Source organism: Flavobacterium sp., from assembly GCF_049240005.1.
Classification (GTDB): Bacteria; Bacteroidota; Bacteroidia; order Flavobacteriales; family Flavobacteriaceae; genus Flavobacterium.
This window is the reverse complement of the sequence record NZ_JBMLTK010000101.1, coordinates 11,480-27,151: the sequence shown is the minus strand read 5'-3', so window position 1 is coordinate 27,151 and position 15,672 is coordinate 11,480. Positions and strand designations below refer to the sequence as shown.

The window sequence follows — 15,672 nt, the reverse complement described above, 5'->3', positions numbered from 1 at the left end:
CTGGATTCGCTGCAAATCCGAATATTTTAATTCGAACTGAAGTTATCTATCACGACACCCCTGCAAACAGAGCAGATAAAACTTTACAACCTGGACTACAAAAAGCGAAACACAAGAAAATCTTAACTCGTGCAGAGTCGGAGAAAATGCTTGCTAATGCACAGTACGTAGTAGAAGGCGCTAATTTGGTTCGCAATGAATACGGAAGCAAACTATTTGCAGACTTCTTCTTCTTCATCACTGGATTCCACGGTTTCCACGTATTCTCGGGTGTGATTATCAACATCATTATTTTCTTTAATGTGTTGTTGGGCACTTACGAGCGCAGAGGATCTTACGAAATGGTAGAAAAAGTTGGACTTTACTGGCACTTCGTTGACTTGGTTTGGGTATTCGTATTTACAGTATTTTACTTGGTTTAAAAACATTAGAAAATGGCACACGAGCACGTTTCAAATACAAAAAGAATTTGGTTTGTTTTCGCACTTTTATCTGTGGTAACAACCGTAGAAGTTATCTTGGGTATCATTAAACCAGAAAGTTTATTGCACACCAACGCCTTAGGCATGAATTTGCTAAACTGGGTTTTCTACATCCTTACTATCGTAAAAGCGTACTACATCGTTTGGGCGTTTATGCACATCGAAGGTGAAAAAGCTAGCTTGCGCTGGTCGGTTGTTGCACCCGTAATTTTCCTTGTTCTCTATTTGTTATTCATACTTTTGGTGGAAGCGAATTACATCTTTGAAATCTTCAGAGATTCGACCATTAAATGGAATTTTTAACAACATATTATATCATGTGAAAAGGTATGCTTTGGCATACCTTTTTTATTTTTGTATCCATCTGAGCTTCGCGTAAAATGAAGAAAAATATAGTTCTTTTTGTTCTGTTTGTCTTGCCCATTGTAGCATACCTGTTTTTTGCATCGGGAGTGAACAGCTTTACTAAACTACCCACTTTAAAAACAGCTGTAGCAGAGCTCCCCGATTGGAATACAACTGCCAAACAACCTGTAAAGCTTACTGGGAAAATTACTGTGATTGCTTTTCCAGGTGCGCAGTTACTCAAACATCGAGGTAATTTTTTTAATCTAAATGAGAAAATCTACCGCCGCTATTTCGAGTTTAAAGATTTGCAGTTCGTATACGTTTGCCCTACCGAGACCCAAGACGAAGTTGCTGCTATTTTCACCGCGTTAAAACCTACCACCAACCTTTCCGGCTACAAGACGGTATTTGCTTCGCAGGAAGAAATTAAACGTTATTTCGAATCGTACGGAATTACAGAAAAGTTAGATTCGTATGCCGGAACCGATAAAGTGTTCTTGATTGATAAAGATCGCAACCTCCGCGGAAGAAAAGACGATGATGAATACAAGGAAGGTTATTCAACCTTTTACCCATCGGAATTGAGCAACGAAATGCTCGACGATTTTAAAATTCTAATCTACGAGTACCGCGCGGCACTTAAAAAGAACTTGCCTAAACGTCAAATCTAATGAAGAACAAATCATACATCGGAATTGCTTTCGTGATTCTCATTTTTGGGATTTGGGCCGTGCCGAAGATTGTCGACCGTTACCAAAACAGCGATATTGTTAAAAACGACCGACTTAACGTAGCTAATATTGATCGCGAAACGGCCAGTATTTTGAAAATCGGACCTGCACCAAAGTTTAGCTTCAAAAACCAAAACGAACAAATAATAGATAACAAATCGCTCGAAGGTAAAATATACCTCGTCGAATTTTTCTTTACTAAATGTCCAACGATTTGTCCGGTTATGAACAAAAACATGCGTTTGATCGACAGTACGTTTGCCAATAGAAAAGATTTCCAAATTGTTTCGGTGAGCATCGATCCTGAAAACGACACTTTTGACGTACTGAAAAAACACGCGGAAAAGCTCGGCGCGTCGGAAAACTGGAACTTTGTTCGTGCCGATAAAGCATATACTTTCGAGGTAGCTACTCGCGGTTTTAACCTCTATGCGGGACAAAATAATAAGGTTGCTGGCGGTTTCGAACATTCAGGCCTTTTTGCGCTAGTAGATAAAAACGGGAATATTAAAAGCCGTACCGATGATTTTGGAAACCCAATTGTCTACTACGACGGACTTTCCGCAAAAGCAGTTACTGAACTAATAACCGACATCAAAACGCTTCTAAACTAACATGGAAAATACCTCTGCAGAGAAAAAATACAACATTTGGATTGCCGTATTATCGATAGCTATACCCGTTGTCGTTGCTGTTTTATTTAGTGTAAAACTCAGCGATTTTGGCATACACGTGAAACCTTTCTCGTTTCTGCCACCTATCTACGCCGGAATTAACGGACTAACAGCCGTGCTTCTCGTTACCGCCGTTTTTGCAATTAAGAACGGAAACCGCGCTTTACACGAACGCCTTATGAAAACAGCTATCGCGTGTTCCGTAGCCTTTCTAGGTATGTATGTAGCCTATCACAGTAGCGCTGAAAGCACGAATTTTGGGGATACCAACCACGACCAAATACTGTCGGAAGTTGAAATTCAAGCCGTAGGGTTTGTGCGTTATGTGTACTATTTCATTTTGCTCACCCATATTGCCTTATCGGTAATTATCATCCCATTTGTACTCCTAACTTATGTGAGAGCAATCAGCAATAATTTCGCACGACACAAAGCTCTTGCTAAAATTACTTTCCCAATGTGGTTGTATGTTGCCGTTACCGGAGTGATTATTTACCTCATGATATCACCGTATTATGCGAGCTAAATTACTTTTTGCCGCCTTGTTGTTGTCAACGCTTAGTGCTCAGGCACAATGCGCTATGTGCCGCGCGGTATTAGAAACCGAAGACGGCGCCGAAAAAGCAGCTGCTGTTAACGACGGAATCGTATATCTAATGGCATTTCCTTACATTTTGGTCGGAGCCATCGGATACATCATTTATAAAAATCGACAAAAAAGCGCTGCGCAACGAAAAATGCAGCACCATGAAATTCAATAACAAATTGGTTTAAATCCCTAAGCACAAGTATCTTTGTGCGGTTCAACGCTTTATGAAACTAGATAGAAAAGAAATACTCAACGTACTCGAAACCATCACCATTGCCGGAGAAGGAAAAAACATGGTAGAAAGTGGTGCCATAACTAACGTGCTGACTTTCGGTAACGAAGTGGTTGTCGATGTAAACCTTGCCTCGCCTGCTCTGCACATCCGTAAACGCGCCGAGGACGACATCAAGAAAATTCTTACCGAACGCTTTGGTGAAGAACTAATCGTAAAAGTAAATACCAAAGTAGTTCAACCCGAAAAGCCAACACAAGCTCCGATAAAAGGAAACGAGTTGCCGGGTATTTCAAACATCGTTGCCGTTGCCAGCGGAAAAGGTGGTGTTGGAAAATCGACCGTAACGGCAAACTTAGCAGTAACCTTGGCAAAAATGGGTTTCCGTGTTGGAGTTCTTGACGCCGACATTTACGGACCATCCATGCCCATTATGTTCGATGTAGAACATGAAAAACCCATTTCGATAGACGTTGACGGACGTTCGAAAATGAAACCCATCGAAGCCTACGGCGTAAAATTATTGTCGATCGGTTTCTTTACTTCGCCCTCGCAAGCCGTTATTTGGCGCGGACCAATGGCTTCCAAAGCCTTAAATCAAATGATTTTTGATGCCAATTGGGGCGAACTCGATTTCTTATTAATCGATTTGCCTCCCGGAACCGGCGATATTCACCTTTCCATTTTACAAGCGCTGCCAATCACAGGTGCCGTGGTCGTAAGTACACCGCAGGCTGTGGCGCTTGCCGATGCCAAAAAAGGTGTTTCCATGTTCCTGTCGGATGCCATTAAAGTACCCGTTCTTGGAATCATTGAGAACATGGCATACTTTACGCCAGCAGAACTGCCTGAAAATAAATACTATATCTTTGGACAAGATGGTGCGCGCAATTTAGCCGCCGATCTCAACGTGCGTTTCCTCGGAGAAGTACCGTTGATTCAAAGCATTCGCGAAGCCGGAGATTACGGTCGCCCTGCAGCTTTGCAAACCGACTCGCATGTCGAGTACATTTACGAAGAAATTACTAAGAATGTAGTTGAAGAAACCGTTCTTAGAAACGAAAATTTACCACCCACTGAAGCCGTTAAAATCACAACGATGGCAGGCTGCTCGGCGGTTAAGAAAACTTCTTAAAGAACACAAACATGACAGCAATACAAAACTCACAAGAACTAAAAAACAGCGTGGAAAGCGCACTCGCGGAAATCAGACCCTTTTTGAATTCCGACGGTGGCGACATAAAACTCATCTCCATTGACGATGACAAACACGTAACCGTAAAGCTCGAAGGGGCTTGCACGCATTGCAGTGTAAACCAAATGACACTCAAAGCTGGTGTGGAAACCACAATTAAGAAGTGGGCGCCACAGATTGAAACGGTTGTTAATATTAGTGCTTGATTTTTTTGGGGGTGCCCACCCTCCGTACCTCCGGGCGGTCGGGCTTTCCGCTGCAATCTGCTACTCCTTGCGTCGTAGCAGGATTTACGCTTCAATCCCTCACCCAAATACGTTACCGAAATACGTAACCAAATAACGTAGCTTAAAAGAAAAATGATTCAAACGGATTTGCTTATCATCGGAGCCGGACCCACAGGTTTATTCGCCGTGTTCGAAGCCGGTTTGCTTAAAATAAAATGCCACCTCATCGATGCCTTGCCGCAAATTGGTGGGCAGCTTTCGGAGTTGTATCCCAAAAAACCCATCTTCGATATTCCGGGTTATCCCGAAGTACTAGCCGGCGATTTGGTAACCAACCTTATGGAGCAAATCAAGCAATTTCAACCCGGTTTTACCTTAGGCGAAAAAGCCGAACACATCGAAAAGTTAGAAGACGGATCGTTTATCGTTACCACCGATGCCGGAACCCAACACCACGCCAAAGCCATTGCTATTGCTGGCGGTTTGGGTAGTTTCGAACCGCGCAAACCCGTACTCGAAAACCTCGAATTTTACGAAAATAAAGGTGTCGAATACTTCGTGAAAAATCCAGAGAAATTTCGCGACAAAAAAGTAGTTATTGCCGGAGGTGGCGATTCGGCTTTGGATTGGAGCATCTTTCTTGCAAACGTTGCCGAGGAAGTAACGCTTATTCACCGACGTAACGAATTTAGAGGCGCGCTCGACAGTGTTGAGAAAGTTCAAGAGTTAAAAAATTTAGGTAAAATTAAACTCATAACGCCAGCCGAAGTTGCGCAATTACACGGTTCGGATGCCTTAGAAGCAATTACTATAGACGAAAACGGAAGTCAGCGCAACATTGTTTGTGACTACCTCATTCCGTTGTTTGGACTCACTCCCAAACTCGGCCCCATAGCAAATTGGGGGTTGGAAATTGAAAAGAACGCAATAAAAGTGAACAATGCACTCGACTACCAAACCAACATCAAAGGTATTTATGCTATTGGCGATGTAAACACCTATCCAGGCAAATTAAAACTGATTTTGTGCGGTTTTCATGAAGCTACGTTAATGTGTCAAAGTGTATATCAAATACTCAATCCGGGGAAGAAATACGTAATGAAATACACGACCGTTTCGGGAATCGACGGCTTTGACGGCAGCCGAAAAGAAGCAGAAAAAGCTGTTGTAAAAGCCATCGACTAAATTCGAACGAGCATGGAAAACGAAATTACCTTACACATTACCGATCGCGAGGGTGTTACGCACACGCTTGCTGTTCCGACCGATATGAATATGAATTTGATGGAAGTAGTTCGTGCGTACGAATTAGCTCCCGAAGGAACTATTGGTATTTGCGGCGGTATGGCCATGTGCGCTTCGTGTCAGTGTTATGTACTAAACGAGGTAGCGTTGCCCGAAAAATCGGATGAAGAAGAGGCCATGCTGAGCGAGGCTAATTTCGTTAAAGACAACAGTCGGTTAGGATGCCAAATACACATTACACCCGAAATTGCTGGTTTGGCTGTTGCACTTGCGCCGGAAGAATAAACGTTTGAACGTATTTTCTGCGTAAGCGATTGCAGTGAAAACAAAAGGCGGCGCCTGCCCAATTTTTGTTTTTGAAAATGGGCGACTGAAAGAAGCCGATTTTAAAAACCTGAGTTCGATTAAAAATTTTTGTCAGATCGCTTGAAATCAACAAAATGTGCAATCAAAAAGCAGAGGAAAAACACAATTTGCATGCTAAACAGATAAACGGCTGCCTACTTCGTTAGATTTTTTTGCGATACTACAGTATCCCAAAAAAATCCGCCTTTTATTCAACCATTTATCTGTTTCCTGACCGCAATTTTTAAATCGAACTCAGGTTAAAATATTGAAAAATAGGCAAGCGCCGCCTTTTTTTGGAACGGAAAGCGCGACGGCGGGCGTAAGGACGTTTCGTCTGTTGCCAAAAATTACCCGCCGATACGCCCATATAAAACCGACAACCATAAAAAAACGCGCCTATAAAAAGCGCGTTCTTACTTGAAATTTGAATTTCTATTATTTGAAAGCCGAGTGGCCTGTGATGTCCATTCCGGTGATGAGCAAATGAATGTCGTGCGTACCTTCGTAAGTTACCACAGATTCGAGGTTCATCATATGGCGCATGATGCTGTATTCGCCGGTGATTCCCATACCGCCAAGGATTTGACGTGCTTCGCGAGCGATGTTTAGCGCCATTTCGACGTTGTTGCGCTTTGCCATCGAAATTTGAGCTGTTGTGGCGCGCCCTTCGTTACGCAACACACCTAAACGCCACGTTAACAACTGTGCTTTAGTGATTTCGGTAATCATTTCGGCTAATTTCTTTTGTTGCAATTGCGTGGCCGCGATAGGTTTGTCGAACTGAACACGTTCTTTAGCATAACGTAAGGCCGTGTCGTAGCAATCCATAGCGGCGCCGATAGCACCCCAAGCAATTCCGTAGCGCGCTGAGTCGAGACAACCTAGCGGTGCGCCCAAACCACTTTTATTTGGCAATAAATTCTCTTTTGGAACTTTTACATCTGCAAATATGAGCTCGCCCGTAGCTGAAGCGCGTAACGACCATTTGTTGTGTGTTTCTGGCGTTGAAAAGCCTTCCATACCGCGCTCTACGATTAAGCCGTGAATACGACCTTCTTCGTTTTTCGCCCATACCACTGCGATATCGGCAAACGGAGCGTTAGAGATCCATAGTTTTGCGCCGTTTAGCAGGTAGTGATCGCCCATGTCTTTGAAATTGGTGACCATACCGCCTGGATTCGAACCAAAATCGGGCTCGGTTAATCCGAAACAGCCCATCATTTCACCACTAGCTAATTTTGGAAGGTATTTTTGGCGTTGTTCTTCGTTTCCGTATTTCCAGATTGGATACATTACGAGCGACGATTGCACGGAAGAGGTAGAACGTACGCCTGAATCGCCGCGTTCGATTTCCTGCATGATGAGTCCGTATGAAATCTGATCCAAACCAGCGCCGCCGTATTCTTCTGGGATATACGGACCGAAGCCACCGATTTCGGCAAGACCTTTAATGATTTGCTTAGGAAATTCAGCTCGTTGTGCATAATCTTCGATGATGGGAGAAACTTCGCGTTTAACCCAAGCACGAGCGGCATCGCGCACGAGTTTGTGTTCTTCAGTCAATAAATCATCTAACAAATAATAATCCGGTGCTTGGAATAAATCTGGTTTCATAGAAGTGAATTACAATTCGGCTGCAAATTTAGCTAAACTATCTCGATTTCGTAAGGATATAACAATTGTTTTGGAATGGTTTAAGGAGCAGCGGCGTAAATTCGCGCTCTTGTTTTTTTAAAAAGAGTAGAAAAAGAGGTTTGGGTGGGTTTAGCACTAACAATGAACGTATCAGAATGCGAGCTGTTATTCATTTGAATACATGTTAGCGAGACAAGGATTTTTAATTAATTTCTGACAAACAGATATTTACGTTGGTCTTATACACTCGCTAAGCAGGTAGCTTTTTTAATTATATCTTTACACAAAGCCGATTTATGTTTAAAACCAGAAAGGATTTAGTTTTTGTAATACTGTGTGGAATTTTCATCACAAATGCTGTTGTTGCTGAATTAATTGGCGGAAAGCTTATTGAAATCGGCCCGTTTGTTATGAGTATTGGAATTATTCCGTGGCCGATTGTTTTTTTAACTACCGATTTAATCAACGAGTATTTTGGCAAGCAAGGAGTTCAAAAGCTATCGTTTATCACGGCGGGTTTAATTGTTTATGCCTTTATCTTGTTGTTTGTTGCTATTAGCGTTCCGGCCGCTAAAGGAATTTCGCCGGTTTCGGATGAGGCTTTTACCGCGGTATTTGGCCAAAGTATGTGGATTATTGTGGGAAGTATTGCTGCATTTTTATTGTCGCAACTCATAGACGTAACGATTTTCAATTTCGTAAAATCGAAAACCGGCGGATCGAAAATTTGGTTGCGCAGTACGGGTTCGACGGTCATTTCACAGCTAATTGATTCGTTTGTAGTTTTGGGAATCGCATTTTACTTGCCTGGGAAAATCGACTTTGATACGTTTATTAGCTCAGCGCTTACAGGCTATACCTTTAAACTTTCGTTGGCCATTTTGCTAACACCACTGATTTACCTCGGACACTACGCGATAAGCAATTATTTAAAGAACGATCCGGCGCGGCTTTCGCAATAAAAAACGCTACTCAATCGAGTAGCGTTTTGTTATTCGTGTTCTTTCTATTTCCCTATTGTGGCATTCCGCGATAGCCAAAATTGTACAAAATAAATGCGTAGACATCGGTTGTTTCGTCGATTACTTTGGCAAGTGGTGTTCCTGCTCCGTGACCCGCGTTTGTTGCAATACGAATTAAGGTTGGATTTTCCCCTGATTGCTTTGATTGCAACTCGGCTGCAAATTTAAAACTATGTGCAGGCACAACGCGATCGTCGTGATCGCCAGTTAGAATCATAGTTGCAGGATATTGCACGCCAGCACGTACGTTGTGTACAGGTGAATACTTGAAAAGATAGGACGCCATTTCTTTGCTATCGGCAACAGTACCGTAATCGTAGGCCCATCCGGCGCCCGCTGTGAAGGTGTGATAACGCAACATGTCGAGTACGCCAACTGCTGGAATAGCGACTTTGGCAACATCTGGGCGCTGTGTCATTACTGCACCCACGAGTAATCCGCCGTTAGAACCACCGCGCAAGGCCAATCGCTGTGGGGAAGTATATTTTTCTTTAGATAGGTACTCGGCTGCGGCAATAAAATCGTCGAATACGTTTTGCTTTTTGAACTGTCGGCCACCGTCGTGCCATCTTTTACCGTACTCGCCGCCGCCACGAATATTGGCTACTGCGTAAATGCCTCCCATTTCGAGCCATACAGCAACGGTTGGCGAAAATTGCGGTGTTAGGCTAATATTAAAACCACCGTAACCATATAAAATCGTTGGATTGCTTCCGTCTTTAACTAATCCTTTGCGGTAAGTTATGGTCATTGGAATTTTTTCGCCATCATTGGAAACATAGAAAACTTGTTCAGAGACATATTTATCCGGATTAAAGTTAACTTTTGGCGCTTTGAAAAGCTGAGATGTTCCCTCATTAATGTCGAGCTGATAAATTGCACCCGGCGTTATGTAATTTGTAAACGAGTAATACAAGGTTGTTTCTTTCTTCTTTGCAGAAAATCCCGACGCTGTTCCTAAACCAGGCAGTTTTATGTTTCCAATAAATTTACCTGAGTAGTCGTATTTAAAGACTGCTGTATTAGCGTCTTTAAGGTATGAAGCAAAGATAAAACCTCCGCCGGTTGATGCCGATAGCACGTTCTCGGTTGCTTCGATAACTGTTTTCCAAGGTTTCGTTGGATTTTGTAAATCGATTCGAACTACTCGAACCGTTGGTGCATCTTTGTTTGTACTTGCAATCGCATAGTTTCCTTCCGTATCCAATACATCGAGGTCGTAATCGAAGCCGGATTGAAGGGAAACAATAGTACGCTCTTTGCTGTTTAAATCAATAAAATACAACTCATTTCCAGACGTAGAATTTGCCGCTGAAATAAACAAATAGCGCTGGTCTTCGGTAACATAACCACCTACGTATCGGCGTTTGATTTCTTCGCCAAAAATCAATTTATCTTTACTTTGAGGCTCCTTTAGTTTGTGATAATAGAGCTTGTGCTGATCGGTTTTTGCAGAAAGTTCGCTGCCTTTTGGTTTATCGTAACTCGAATAGTAAAAACCTTCGTTTTTATACCAAGAAACGCCGCTAAATTTAACGTCTATTAATTCATTCCCAATTGGTTTTCTTGTTTCTACATCAATGACGCGGATTTTTCGCCAATCGCTACCGCCTTCAGAAATAGAATAGGCTACAAGGCTTCCGTCTGGAGAAAAAGACACATCTCCCAGCGACGTGGTTCCGTCTTTTGCGAAAGTATTTGGATCGAGGAAAACTTTTTCATTTCCGTTTTTGTCGATTTGAAAAAGTACAGATTGATTTTGCAATCCGTTGTTTTTATAATAGTAGGTGTAGTTTCCACGAACGAAAGGAGCCGAAACTTTCTCGTAGTTCATTTTCTTTTCCAGCGCGTTTCTGATTTCGTCTCTAAAGGAAACACGCTCCAGATATTTGGCAGTAGTTTTGTTTTGCGCGATTACCCAAGCTGCGGTTTCGGCCGAACGATCGTCTTCCAACCATCGATAGGGATCATCGACTTTCAAGTCGAAATAGGTGTCGGAATCGGAACGACGCCGCGTATCTGGATATTGATATTCGTTTTTGTTCTGCGCAAGCGAGGCGAACGAAAGACCCAAGAATACAGAAATTGCCACTACTTTCATACGATTTAAAATTTAGTGGCAAGTTAGTAAAGAAAACGTATTTACTCGAATGAGATTAAAAATCACTTTCAGCCCGCAATTCAACCAAAATGAAGTATGCCGTGACTGGAAATTGTTCGTCAAACCATGCTAATAAAAATGGCTTTAATAGTAAATAGAATGCCGCTGACTACATAAATAGCGGACGGTATTGCGGCCAGTGCTTATAGATTAAAATCGCATTAAACAAACCAATAACTACCGCCGGAGCAATAGTGCTTGGGTGTACGTACAAGTGAAACAGCAAAATGTTGATTGAAATGGGCGCAAGTAAAATTAGGCTGAAGGCAACCCACTTTTTTGCTAATAGGAGACCTGCAATTAGGATTTCAAGTGCGCCGACAAAGGTTAGCAGATAAGAAACTTCGCCAAATGAATCCAGAAAGTCGGCTTCGGGATTGGGCAAAAACTCAAAAAATTTATTGGCTCCACTGAACAACAACACGATGCCTAAAAAAATACGAACGATTTTGGTAAACTGTGAATTCATAGCGTAAACATTTTAGCGTTTAACTTAACATAATAGGAAAATGGTTAATAGTTTCCTAAATTACTAAATATTTACGAATTCAATTCACAAATAAGTATCGGATTCTTAAAACCCGATTTTATTAGCTACCAAATATTCAGCTATTTGAATCGTGTTTGTAGCTGCTCCTTTGCGCAAGTTGTCGGCAACAATCCACAGATTTAATGTGTTTGGCTGGCTTTCATCGCGGCGAATACGCCCTACAAAAACATCGTCTTTATGTTGTGCAAACAGCGGCATCGGATATTCAAATTCTTGAATATTATCGACTAAAGTTACGCCCGGAGTTTCTTCAAGAATTTTTCGAACATCCGCTAGTTCAAAATCATTTTCGAACGCTACATTCACCGCTTCCGAATGACCGCCTACAACAGGCACGCGAACGGCCGTTGCAGTTACGGCAATACTGTTATCGCTCAATATTTTCTGTGTTTCGCGAACGAGTTTCATTTCTTCTTTGGTGTAGCCGTTATCTTCAAAGACGTCGCATTGCGGAATTGCATTTTTGTGAATTTGGTATTTGTAAGCCATTTCACCGCTTATTCCCGCGAATTCATTTTCGAGTTGTTTCACAGCTTTAACACCTGTTCCGGTAATCGACTGATAGGTAGAAACAACGATTCGTTTAATTTGATATTTTTTGTGCAACGGCGCTAAAGCCATAACCATTTGAATGGTTGAACAATTCGGATTGGCAATAATTTTATCGGCAGCGGTTAGCACTTGTGCGTTGATTTCAGGAACAACAAGCTTTTTGGTCGGATCCATTCGCCAAGCCGACGAATTGTCGATTACTGTCGTACCCGCTTCTGCGAACTTTGGCGCCCATTCGAGCGAGGTTCCGCCACCGGCTGAAAAAAGTGCTATGTGTGGTTTCATGGCAACAGCAGTTTCGAGAGAAACAACGGTATATTCCTGACCTTTAAACGAAATTTTCTTTCCAACCGATTTCTCAGAAGCAACCGGTATTAGCTCGGTAACTGGAAAATTACGCTCTTCAAGAACTTGTAACATGATTTCGCCAACCATTCCGGTGGCACCAACAACTGCAACTTTCATTTTGTTAATTTTTAAGCTTCGCAAAATTAGCGAATACACTCCGATTCGAACTAGAATTTTATGATACAATAAAGAAAAACCATCCTTGTGGGATGGCTTAAGTTAGAATATGTAGTGAGCGGTATGAATTTCGATTCCTACAATAAAATCTGAACACGTAAAAAAGTTCTTATTTGTTTTTTAGTGCGTCGCGAATTTCCATAAGTAACTTTTCTTCGTTACTCGGTGCTGGCGGAGCTGCAGGCGCTTCAGCTTCTTTCTTACGAGACGCATTAATTCCTTTAATTACAAGAAACAACACAAATGCCACGATCAAAAAGTTGATTACAGCCGATAGAAACAATCCGTATTTTACGGTTCCGAAAATAGTTAATTCTTCGAGTTTACTCAAATTCGCTGCTTCGAGAGCAGGTTTTAAAAGCAATGGTGTTAGCACGTCGTCAATGAAAGAAGTGACAATTTTGCTAAATGCCGCTCCAATGATAACCCCGATAGCCAGGTCAACGACATTGCCTCGCATAGCAAAGGCTTTAAATTCAGAAATCATTCCCATGTTTTGTGGTTTTTTTGGTTAATAATTGTGAAAGTACTAAAAACCTTATTCGCGGAAAAAAATTCTTTTCACGCGCTGGGAAATGCCGGTTAAAATTTCGTAGCTGATCGTGCTTCCCGCTTTGGCAATTTCTTGAACAGTAGGACGCTTTCCGAAGACGATTACCGCGTCGCCTTCGCGACATGCAATTGCGCTAACATCTACCATCAGCATGTCCATACAAACCGAACCTACTATCGGTGCCGGCTGTTCGTGAATGATCACATAACCATTTCCGTTGCCCCAAAACCTGGGAATTCCATCCGCGTAACCTATTGGTATTGTTGCAATTGACGTTTTTTCTTTTGCTTTGAATCGCCGATTATATCCTACCGTTTCGCCTGCTTGAAGTTCATGAATTTGCGAGATTATCGACTTTAGTGTTCCAACTGTTTCGAGCTGATTTTGTTCTTCTTCGCTCGAAGCTAATCCATATAAACCAATTCCTAAACGCACCATTTCAAATTGCGCTTCCGGATAATTTATGAGTCCAGACGTATTTAAAATATGTCTGTAGAACTTTTTCGACAATTGCGTTTGGAGCGCTTCAGTTGCCTGTAAAAATCGTTCGATTTGCTGTTCCGTAAACGAACGTTCGTTTAAATCGTCGCTAGCGGCCAAGTGCGATAATACCGATCTCACTTCCAACTCGGGTACGTTTGTAAGTTCTCGCGCTAAATCGGCCACAGAATCTGGCGCGAAACCCAGTCGGTGCATGCCTGTGTCGATTTTTACGTGAACCGGATATGCCGTTGCGCCAACTTTTCGTGTTGCTTCCGCGAAAGCGTTCAAGGCACGAAAACTATAGATTTCAGGCTCCAATTGATATTGAATAATCTCATCGAAAGCTGTCGACTCTGGATTCAAAACCATAATCGGAACCGTAATTCCCGCTTGTCGGAGTTTTACCCCTTCGTCGGCAAACGCTACTCCTAAATAATCAACTTTGTTAAATTCGAGCAATCGCGCAATTTCTTCTCCGCCGTTTCCGTAACCAAAAGCTTTTACCATGACCATGAGTTTCACGCCAGGTTTCAGCTTCGATTTATAGTGATTTAGATTATGCGTTAAGGCACTCAAGTTAATTTCCAATACGGTTTCGTGCTTTTGCTGTTCGAGCATTTTGAGAATTTTCTCGAATTCAAATTTCCGAGCACCTTTTATTAAAACCGAAGCATTCGACCAGCTGCGAAGTATTTCGTCTTGTAAAAAATCGGCTGTAGTTTCAAAATGCTTTCGCAATGCTGTGCCTTTAATTTCACGAGACCATTCCCCCACAGTGACTATCTCGGCTAAATCATATTGATGTAATAATTGCTCGATTTTTGTTAGCGTATGGGCATCCGATTCTGCAAAATCAGACAAAACCAGTATCTTTTTCAATGCTGAAGACTGATTTTTCAAAAAGTCGAGTGCTATTTGCAGCGATTGTAAGTCGGCGCTATACGAATCGTCTATAATTTGTAAGTTGCGCACGCCGTTTTTAATCGACAAACGCATGTTGATTTGAGGCAACGAACTAATTCGATTTGCGATGGTTTGAAATTCAATTTCCAGCGCCAGCATGGTTGTAATGCAATGTGCTGCATTTTGTATCGAAGCGCCGTCGGTAAACGGCAAGCTTAAAGAAAAAGTTTTTGAATTAGTTTGTATTTCAAGCCTTGTTGTGTGTTCGAGTTCTTCTTTCTGAATATAAACGCGAGCCTGTTTATTCGAGAAACTCCACGCGTAAAAACGCTGATCGATTGTGGTAAATTGCTCAAATGTTTCGTATTCACCGATCACCAAACGAGCCGACGTGTAGAGTTTTGCTTTTTCTGAAAATTTCTGCGACCGATTCTCGAAACCCACGTCATGAGCCGAATAAATATTGGTTAAAACCGCTATTTCGGGTTGTAGCATGTCGGCAAGTGCCTGCATTTCGTTGGTGGTCGAAATTCCTGCTTCAAAAATCCCCAAGGTGTGTTGTTGTTCAATTGTCAGTACAGACAGCGCCACGCCCACTTGAGAATTATAACTTTTCGGACTTTTAGCAATATAATAATCCGGCGAAAGCAAGTAGTACAGCCATTCTTTTACTACCGTTTTGCCGTTACTGCCGGTTATGGCAATTACGGGTAAGGCAAATTTTGCGCGGTGCGAAGCGGCGAGTTTTTGAAGGGCTTGCAAAACATTGGGAACGAGCAGTACCTGAATACCGGATACATTTCCGCGACAATCTTGTTCGCTAACAAAGTAGCGAACGCCTTGTTCGGCGGCTTTTTCAATAAAATCGGCGCCGTTAAAATTTGGTCCGCTTAAAGCGAAGAAAACTGTTTTTTCGTTGTTGTTACCCGATCGCGAATCGGTAGAAATATGTGTAAAGAGAAAATCGTCCGTTGGTATTTCGGTTTTATTCAGTAACGAACAAATTTCTTTCCACGAAAACATTACGATAATTCGTTTGAAGGTTCGCTCTTGTTCTCGGCTTGTTCGCGAATGGCGTTGTAGTAAGCCGCACGCGATAAGGGTTCGTATTCTTCGGTTTCGCCGAGCAAAACAAGTTTGTCGTTATCGGTTTTACGGAAACTATAGTGAGCCAAATTTCCGGTTCGGGTACAAACGGCGTGCACTTTCGTGACGTA

17 protein-coding genes and 1 pseudogene are annotated in these 15,672 nt (G+C 42.2%); 11 read left to right on the top strand and 7 right to left on the bottom strand.

Annotated features, from left to right (window positions below; translation table 11 throughout):
- The 10 genes from ACOVQQ_RS10360 to ACOVQQ_RS10315 all read left to right on the top strand — a co-directional run.
- Window positions 1-422: cytochrome c oxidase subunit 3 (locus ACOVQQ_RS10360; protein ID WP_421818130.1), on the top strand; the 422-nt coding region annotated here is incomplete at its 5' end.
- Window positions 423-434: 12 nt separating this feature from the next.
- A complete protein-coding gene (locus ACOVQQ_RS10355; protein WP_094486715.1) occupies window positions 435-785 on the top strand; it encodes a cytochrome C oxidase subunit IV family protein in 351 nt (116 codons plus the stop codon).
- 77 nt (window positions 786-862) lie between these two features.
- Entirely contained in the window at window positions 863-1,501 is a 639-nt protein-coding gene (locus ACOVQQ_RS10350) for a hypothetical protein (RefSeq protein ID WP_421818129.1), read from the top strand.
- Window positions 1,501-2,175 (top strand): SCO family protein, encoded by a 675-nt coding sequence (locus ACOVQQ_RS10345; RefSeq protein ID WP_421818128.1) that lies wholly within the window; start codon window positions 1,501-1,503, stop codon window positions 2,173-2,175. Before ACOVQQ_RS10350 ends, ACOVQQ_RS10345 begins: the two co-directional genes overlap by 1 nt.
- 1 nt (window position 2,176) lies before the next feature.
- A complete protein-coding gene (locus ACOVQQ_RS10340; RefSeq protein ID WP_421818127.1) occupies window positions 2,177-2,761 on the top strand; it encodes a DUF420 domain-containing protein in 585 nt (194 codons plus the stop codon).
- Window positions 2,751-2,996 carry a hypothetical protein gene (locus ACOVQQ_RS10335; protein WP_298148978.1) on the top strand — a complete coding sequence of 82 codons (246 nt, stop codon included), beginning with the start codon at window positions 2,751-2,753 and terminating at the stop codon, window positions 2,994-2,996. Before ACOVQQ_RS10340 ends, ACOVQQ_RS10335 begins: the two co-directional genes overlap by 11 nt.
- Before the next feature lie 52 nt (window positions 2,997-3,048).
- Window positions 3,049-4,191 carry a P-loop NTPase gene (locus ACOVQQ_RS10330; protein WP_421818126.1) on the top strand — a complete coding sequence of 381 codons (1,143 nt, stop codon included), beginning with the start codon at window positions 3,049-3,051 and terminating at the stop codon, window positions 4,189-4,191.
- Between the two features lie 11 nt (window positions 4,192-4,202).
- Window positions 4,203-4,457 carry a NifU family protein gene (locus ACOVQQ_RS10325; protein ID WP_421818125.1) on the top strand — a complete coding sequence of 85 codons (255 nt, stop codon included), beginning with the start codon at window positions 4,203-4,205 and terminating at the stop codon, window positions 4,455-4,457.
- Window positions 4,458-4,610: 153 nt separating this feature from the next.
- Window positions 4,611-5,663 (top strand): NAD(P)/FAD-dependent oxidoreductase, encoded by a 1,053-nt coding sequence (locus ACOVQQ_RS10320; RefSeq protein WP_421818124.1) that lies wholly within the window; start codon window positions 4,611-4,613, stop codon window positions 5,661-5,663.
- 12 nt (window positions 5,664-5,675) lie between these two features.
- Window positions 5,676-6,008 (top strand): ferredoxin, encoded by a 333-nt coding sequence (locus ACOVQQ_RS10315; protein WP_421818123.1) that lies wholly within the window; start codon window positions 5,676-5,678, stop codon window positions 6,006-6,008.
- 498 nt (window positions 6,009-6,506) lie between these two features.
- Here ACOVQQ_RS10315 and ACOVQQ_RS10310 read toward each other — a convergent pair whose 3' ends face one another.
- On the bottom strand, window positions 6,507-7,685 hold the full coding sequence (locus tag ACOVQQ_RS10310; protein ID WP_094486725.1) for an acyl-CoA dehydrogenase family protein: 1,179 nt from the start codon (window positions 7,683-7,685) through the stop codon (window positions 6,507-6,509).
- 317 nt (window positions 7,686-8,002) lie between these two features.
- Here ACOVQQ_RS10310 and ACOVQQ_RS10305 point away from each other — a divergent pair, with 317 nt between their 5' ends.
- Window positions 8,003-8,668 (top strand): queuosine precursor transporter, encoded by a 666-nt coding sequence (locus ACOVQQ_RS10305; RefSeq protein ID WP_094486726.1) that lies wholly within the window; start codon window positions 8,003-8,005, stop codon window positions 8,666-8,668.
- 52 nt (window positions 8,669-8,720) lie between these two features.
- Here the strand turns inward: ACOVQQ_RS10305 and ACOVQQ_RS10300 are convergent, their stop codons facing one another.
- The 6 genes and pseudogenes from ACOVQQ_RS10300 to ACOVQQ_RS10275 form a co-directional block, all read right to left on the bottom strand.
- The gene (locus ACOVQQ_RS10300; protein ID WP_421818122.1) at window positions 8,721-10,829 is read right to left on the bottom strand and encodes a prolyl oligopeptidase family serine peptidase; all 2,109 of its coding nucleotides are present in this window, start codon (window positions 10,827-10,829) and stop codon (window positions 8,721-8,723) included.
- A 169-nt stretch (window positions 10,830-10,998) separates the two neighbouring features.
- Entirely contained in the window at window positions 10,999-11,358 is a 360-nt protein-coding gene (locus ACOVQQ_RS10295; protein WP_094486728.1) for a DoxX family membrane protein, read from the bottom strand.
- A gap of 105 nt (window positions 11,359-11,463) precedes the next feature.
- Complete coding sequence (locus ACOVQQ_RS10290; RefSeq protein WP_421818121.1) at window positions 11,464-12,456, bottom strand: aspartate-semialdehyde dehydrogenase; 993 nt, start codon at window positions 12,454-12,456, stop codon at window positions 11,464-11,466.
- Between the two features lie 169 nt (window positions 12,457-12,625).
- On the bottom strand, window positions 12,626-13,009 hold the full coding sequence (gene mscL, locus ACOVQQ_RS10285; protein ID WP_421818120.1) for a large conductance mechanosensitive channel protein MscL: 384 nt from the start codon (window positions 13,007-13,009) through the stop codon (window positions 12,626-12,628).
- Between the two features lie 45 nt (window positions 13,010-13,054).
- On the bottom strand, window positions 13,055-15,478 hold the full coding sequence (locus ACOVQQ_RS10280; RefSeq protein ID WP_421818119.1) for a bifunctional UDP-N-acetylmuramoyl-tripeptide:D-alanyl-D-alanine ligase/alanine racemase: 2,424 nt from the start codon (window positions 15,476-15,478) through the stop codon (window positions 13,055-13,057).
- Window positions 15,478-15,672: pseudogene (locus tag ACOVQQ_RS10275) on the bottom strand (thymidine kinase); the annotation flags it as partial. The pseudogene ACOVQQ_RS10275 and the gene ACOVQQ_RS10280, both read right to left, overlap by 1 nt.

Bases quoted from the DNA above. Each gene is read 5' to 3' on its own strand.
- ACOVQQ_RS10355 (WP_094486715.1), top strand. From the start codon at position 435: ATGGCACACGAGCACGTTTCAAATACAAAAAGAATTTGGTTTGTTTTC.
- ACOVQQ_RS10350 (WP_421818129.1), top strand. From the start codon at position 863: ATGAAGAAAAATATAGTTCTTTTTGTTCTGTTTGTCTTGCCCATTGTA.
- ACOVQQ_RS10345 (WP_421818128.1), top strand. From the start codon at position 1,501: ATGAAGAACAAATCATACATCGGAATTGCTTTCGTGATTCTCATTTTT.
- ACOVQQ_RS10340 (WP_421818127.1), top strand. From the start codon at position 2,177: ATGGAAAATACCTCTGCAGAGAAAAAATACAACATTTGGATTGCCGTA.
- ACOVQQ_RS10335 (WP_298148978.1), top strand. From the start codon at position 2,751: ATGCGAGCTAAATTACTTTTTGCCGCCTTGTTGTTGTCAACGCTTAGT.
- ACOVQQ_RS10330 (WP_421818126.1), top strand. From the start codon at position 3,049: ATGAAACTAGATAGAAAAGAAATACTCAACGTACTCGAAACCATCACC.
- ACOVQQ_RS10325 (WP_421818125.1), top strand. From the start codon at position 4,203: ATGACAGCAATACAAAACTCACAAGAACTAAAAAACAGCGTGGAAAGC.
- ACOVQQ_RS10320 (WP_421818124.1), top strand. From the start codon at position 4,611: ATGATTCAAACGGATTTGCTTATCATCGGAGCCGGACCCACAGGTTTA.
- ACOVQQ_RS10315 (WP_421818123.1), top strand. From the start codon at position 5,676: ATGGAAAACGAAATTACCTTACACATTACCGATCGCGAGGGTGTTACG.
- ACOVQQ_RS10310 (WP_094486725.1), bottom strand. From the start codon at position 7,685: ATGAAACCAGATTTATTCCAAGCACCGGATTATTATTTGTTAGATGAT.
- ACOVQQ_RS10305 (WP_094486726.1), top strand. From the start codon at position 8,003: ATGTTTAAAACCAGAAAGGATTTAGTTTTTGTAATACTGTGTGGAATT.
- ACOVQQ_RS10300 (WP_421818122.1), bottom strand. From the start codon at position 10,829: ATGAAAGTAGTGGCAATTTCTGTATTCTTGGGTCTTTCGTTCGCCTCG.
- ACOVQQ_RS10295 (WP_094486728.1), bottom strand. From the start codon at position 11,358: ATGAATTCACAGTTTACCAAAATCGTTCGTATTTTTTTAGGCATCGTG.
- ACOVQQ_RS10290 (WP_421818121.1), bottom strand. From the start codon at position 12,456: ATGAAAGTTGCAGTTGTTGGTGCCACCGGAATGGTTGGCGAAATCATG.
- mscL (WP_421818120.1), bottom strand. From the start codon at position 13,009: ATGGGAATGATTTCTGAATTTAAAGCCTTTGCTATGCGAGGCAATGTC.
- ACOVQQ_RS10280 (WP_421818119.1), bottom strand. From the start codon at position 15,478: ATGTTTTCGTGGAAAGAAATTTGTTCGTTACTGAATAAAACCGAAATA.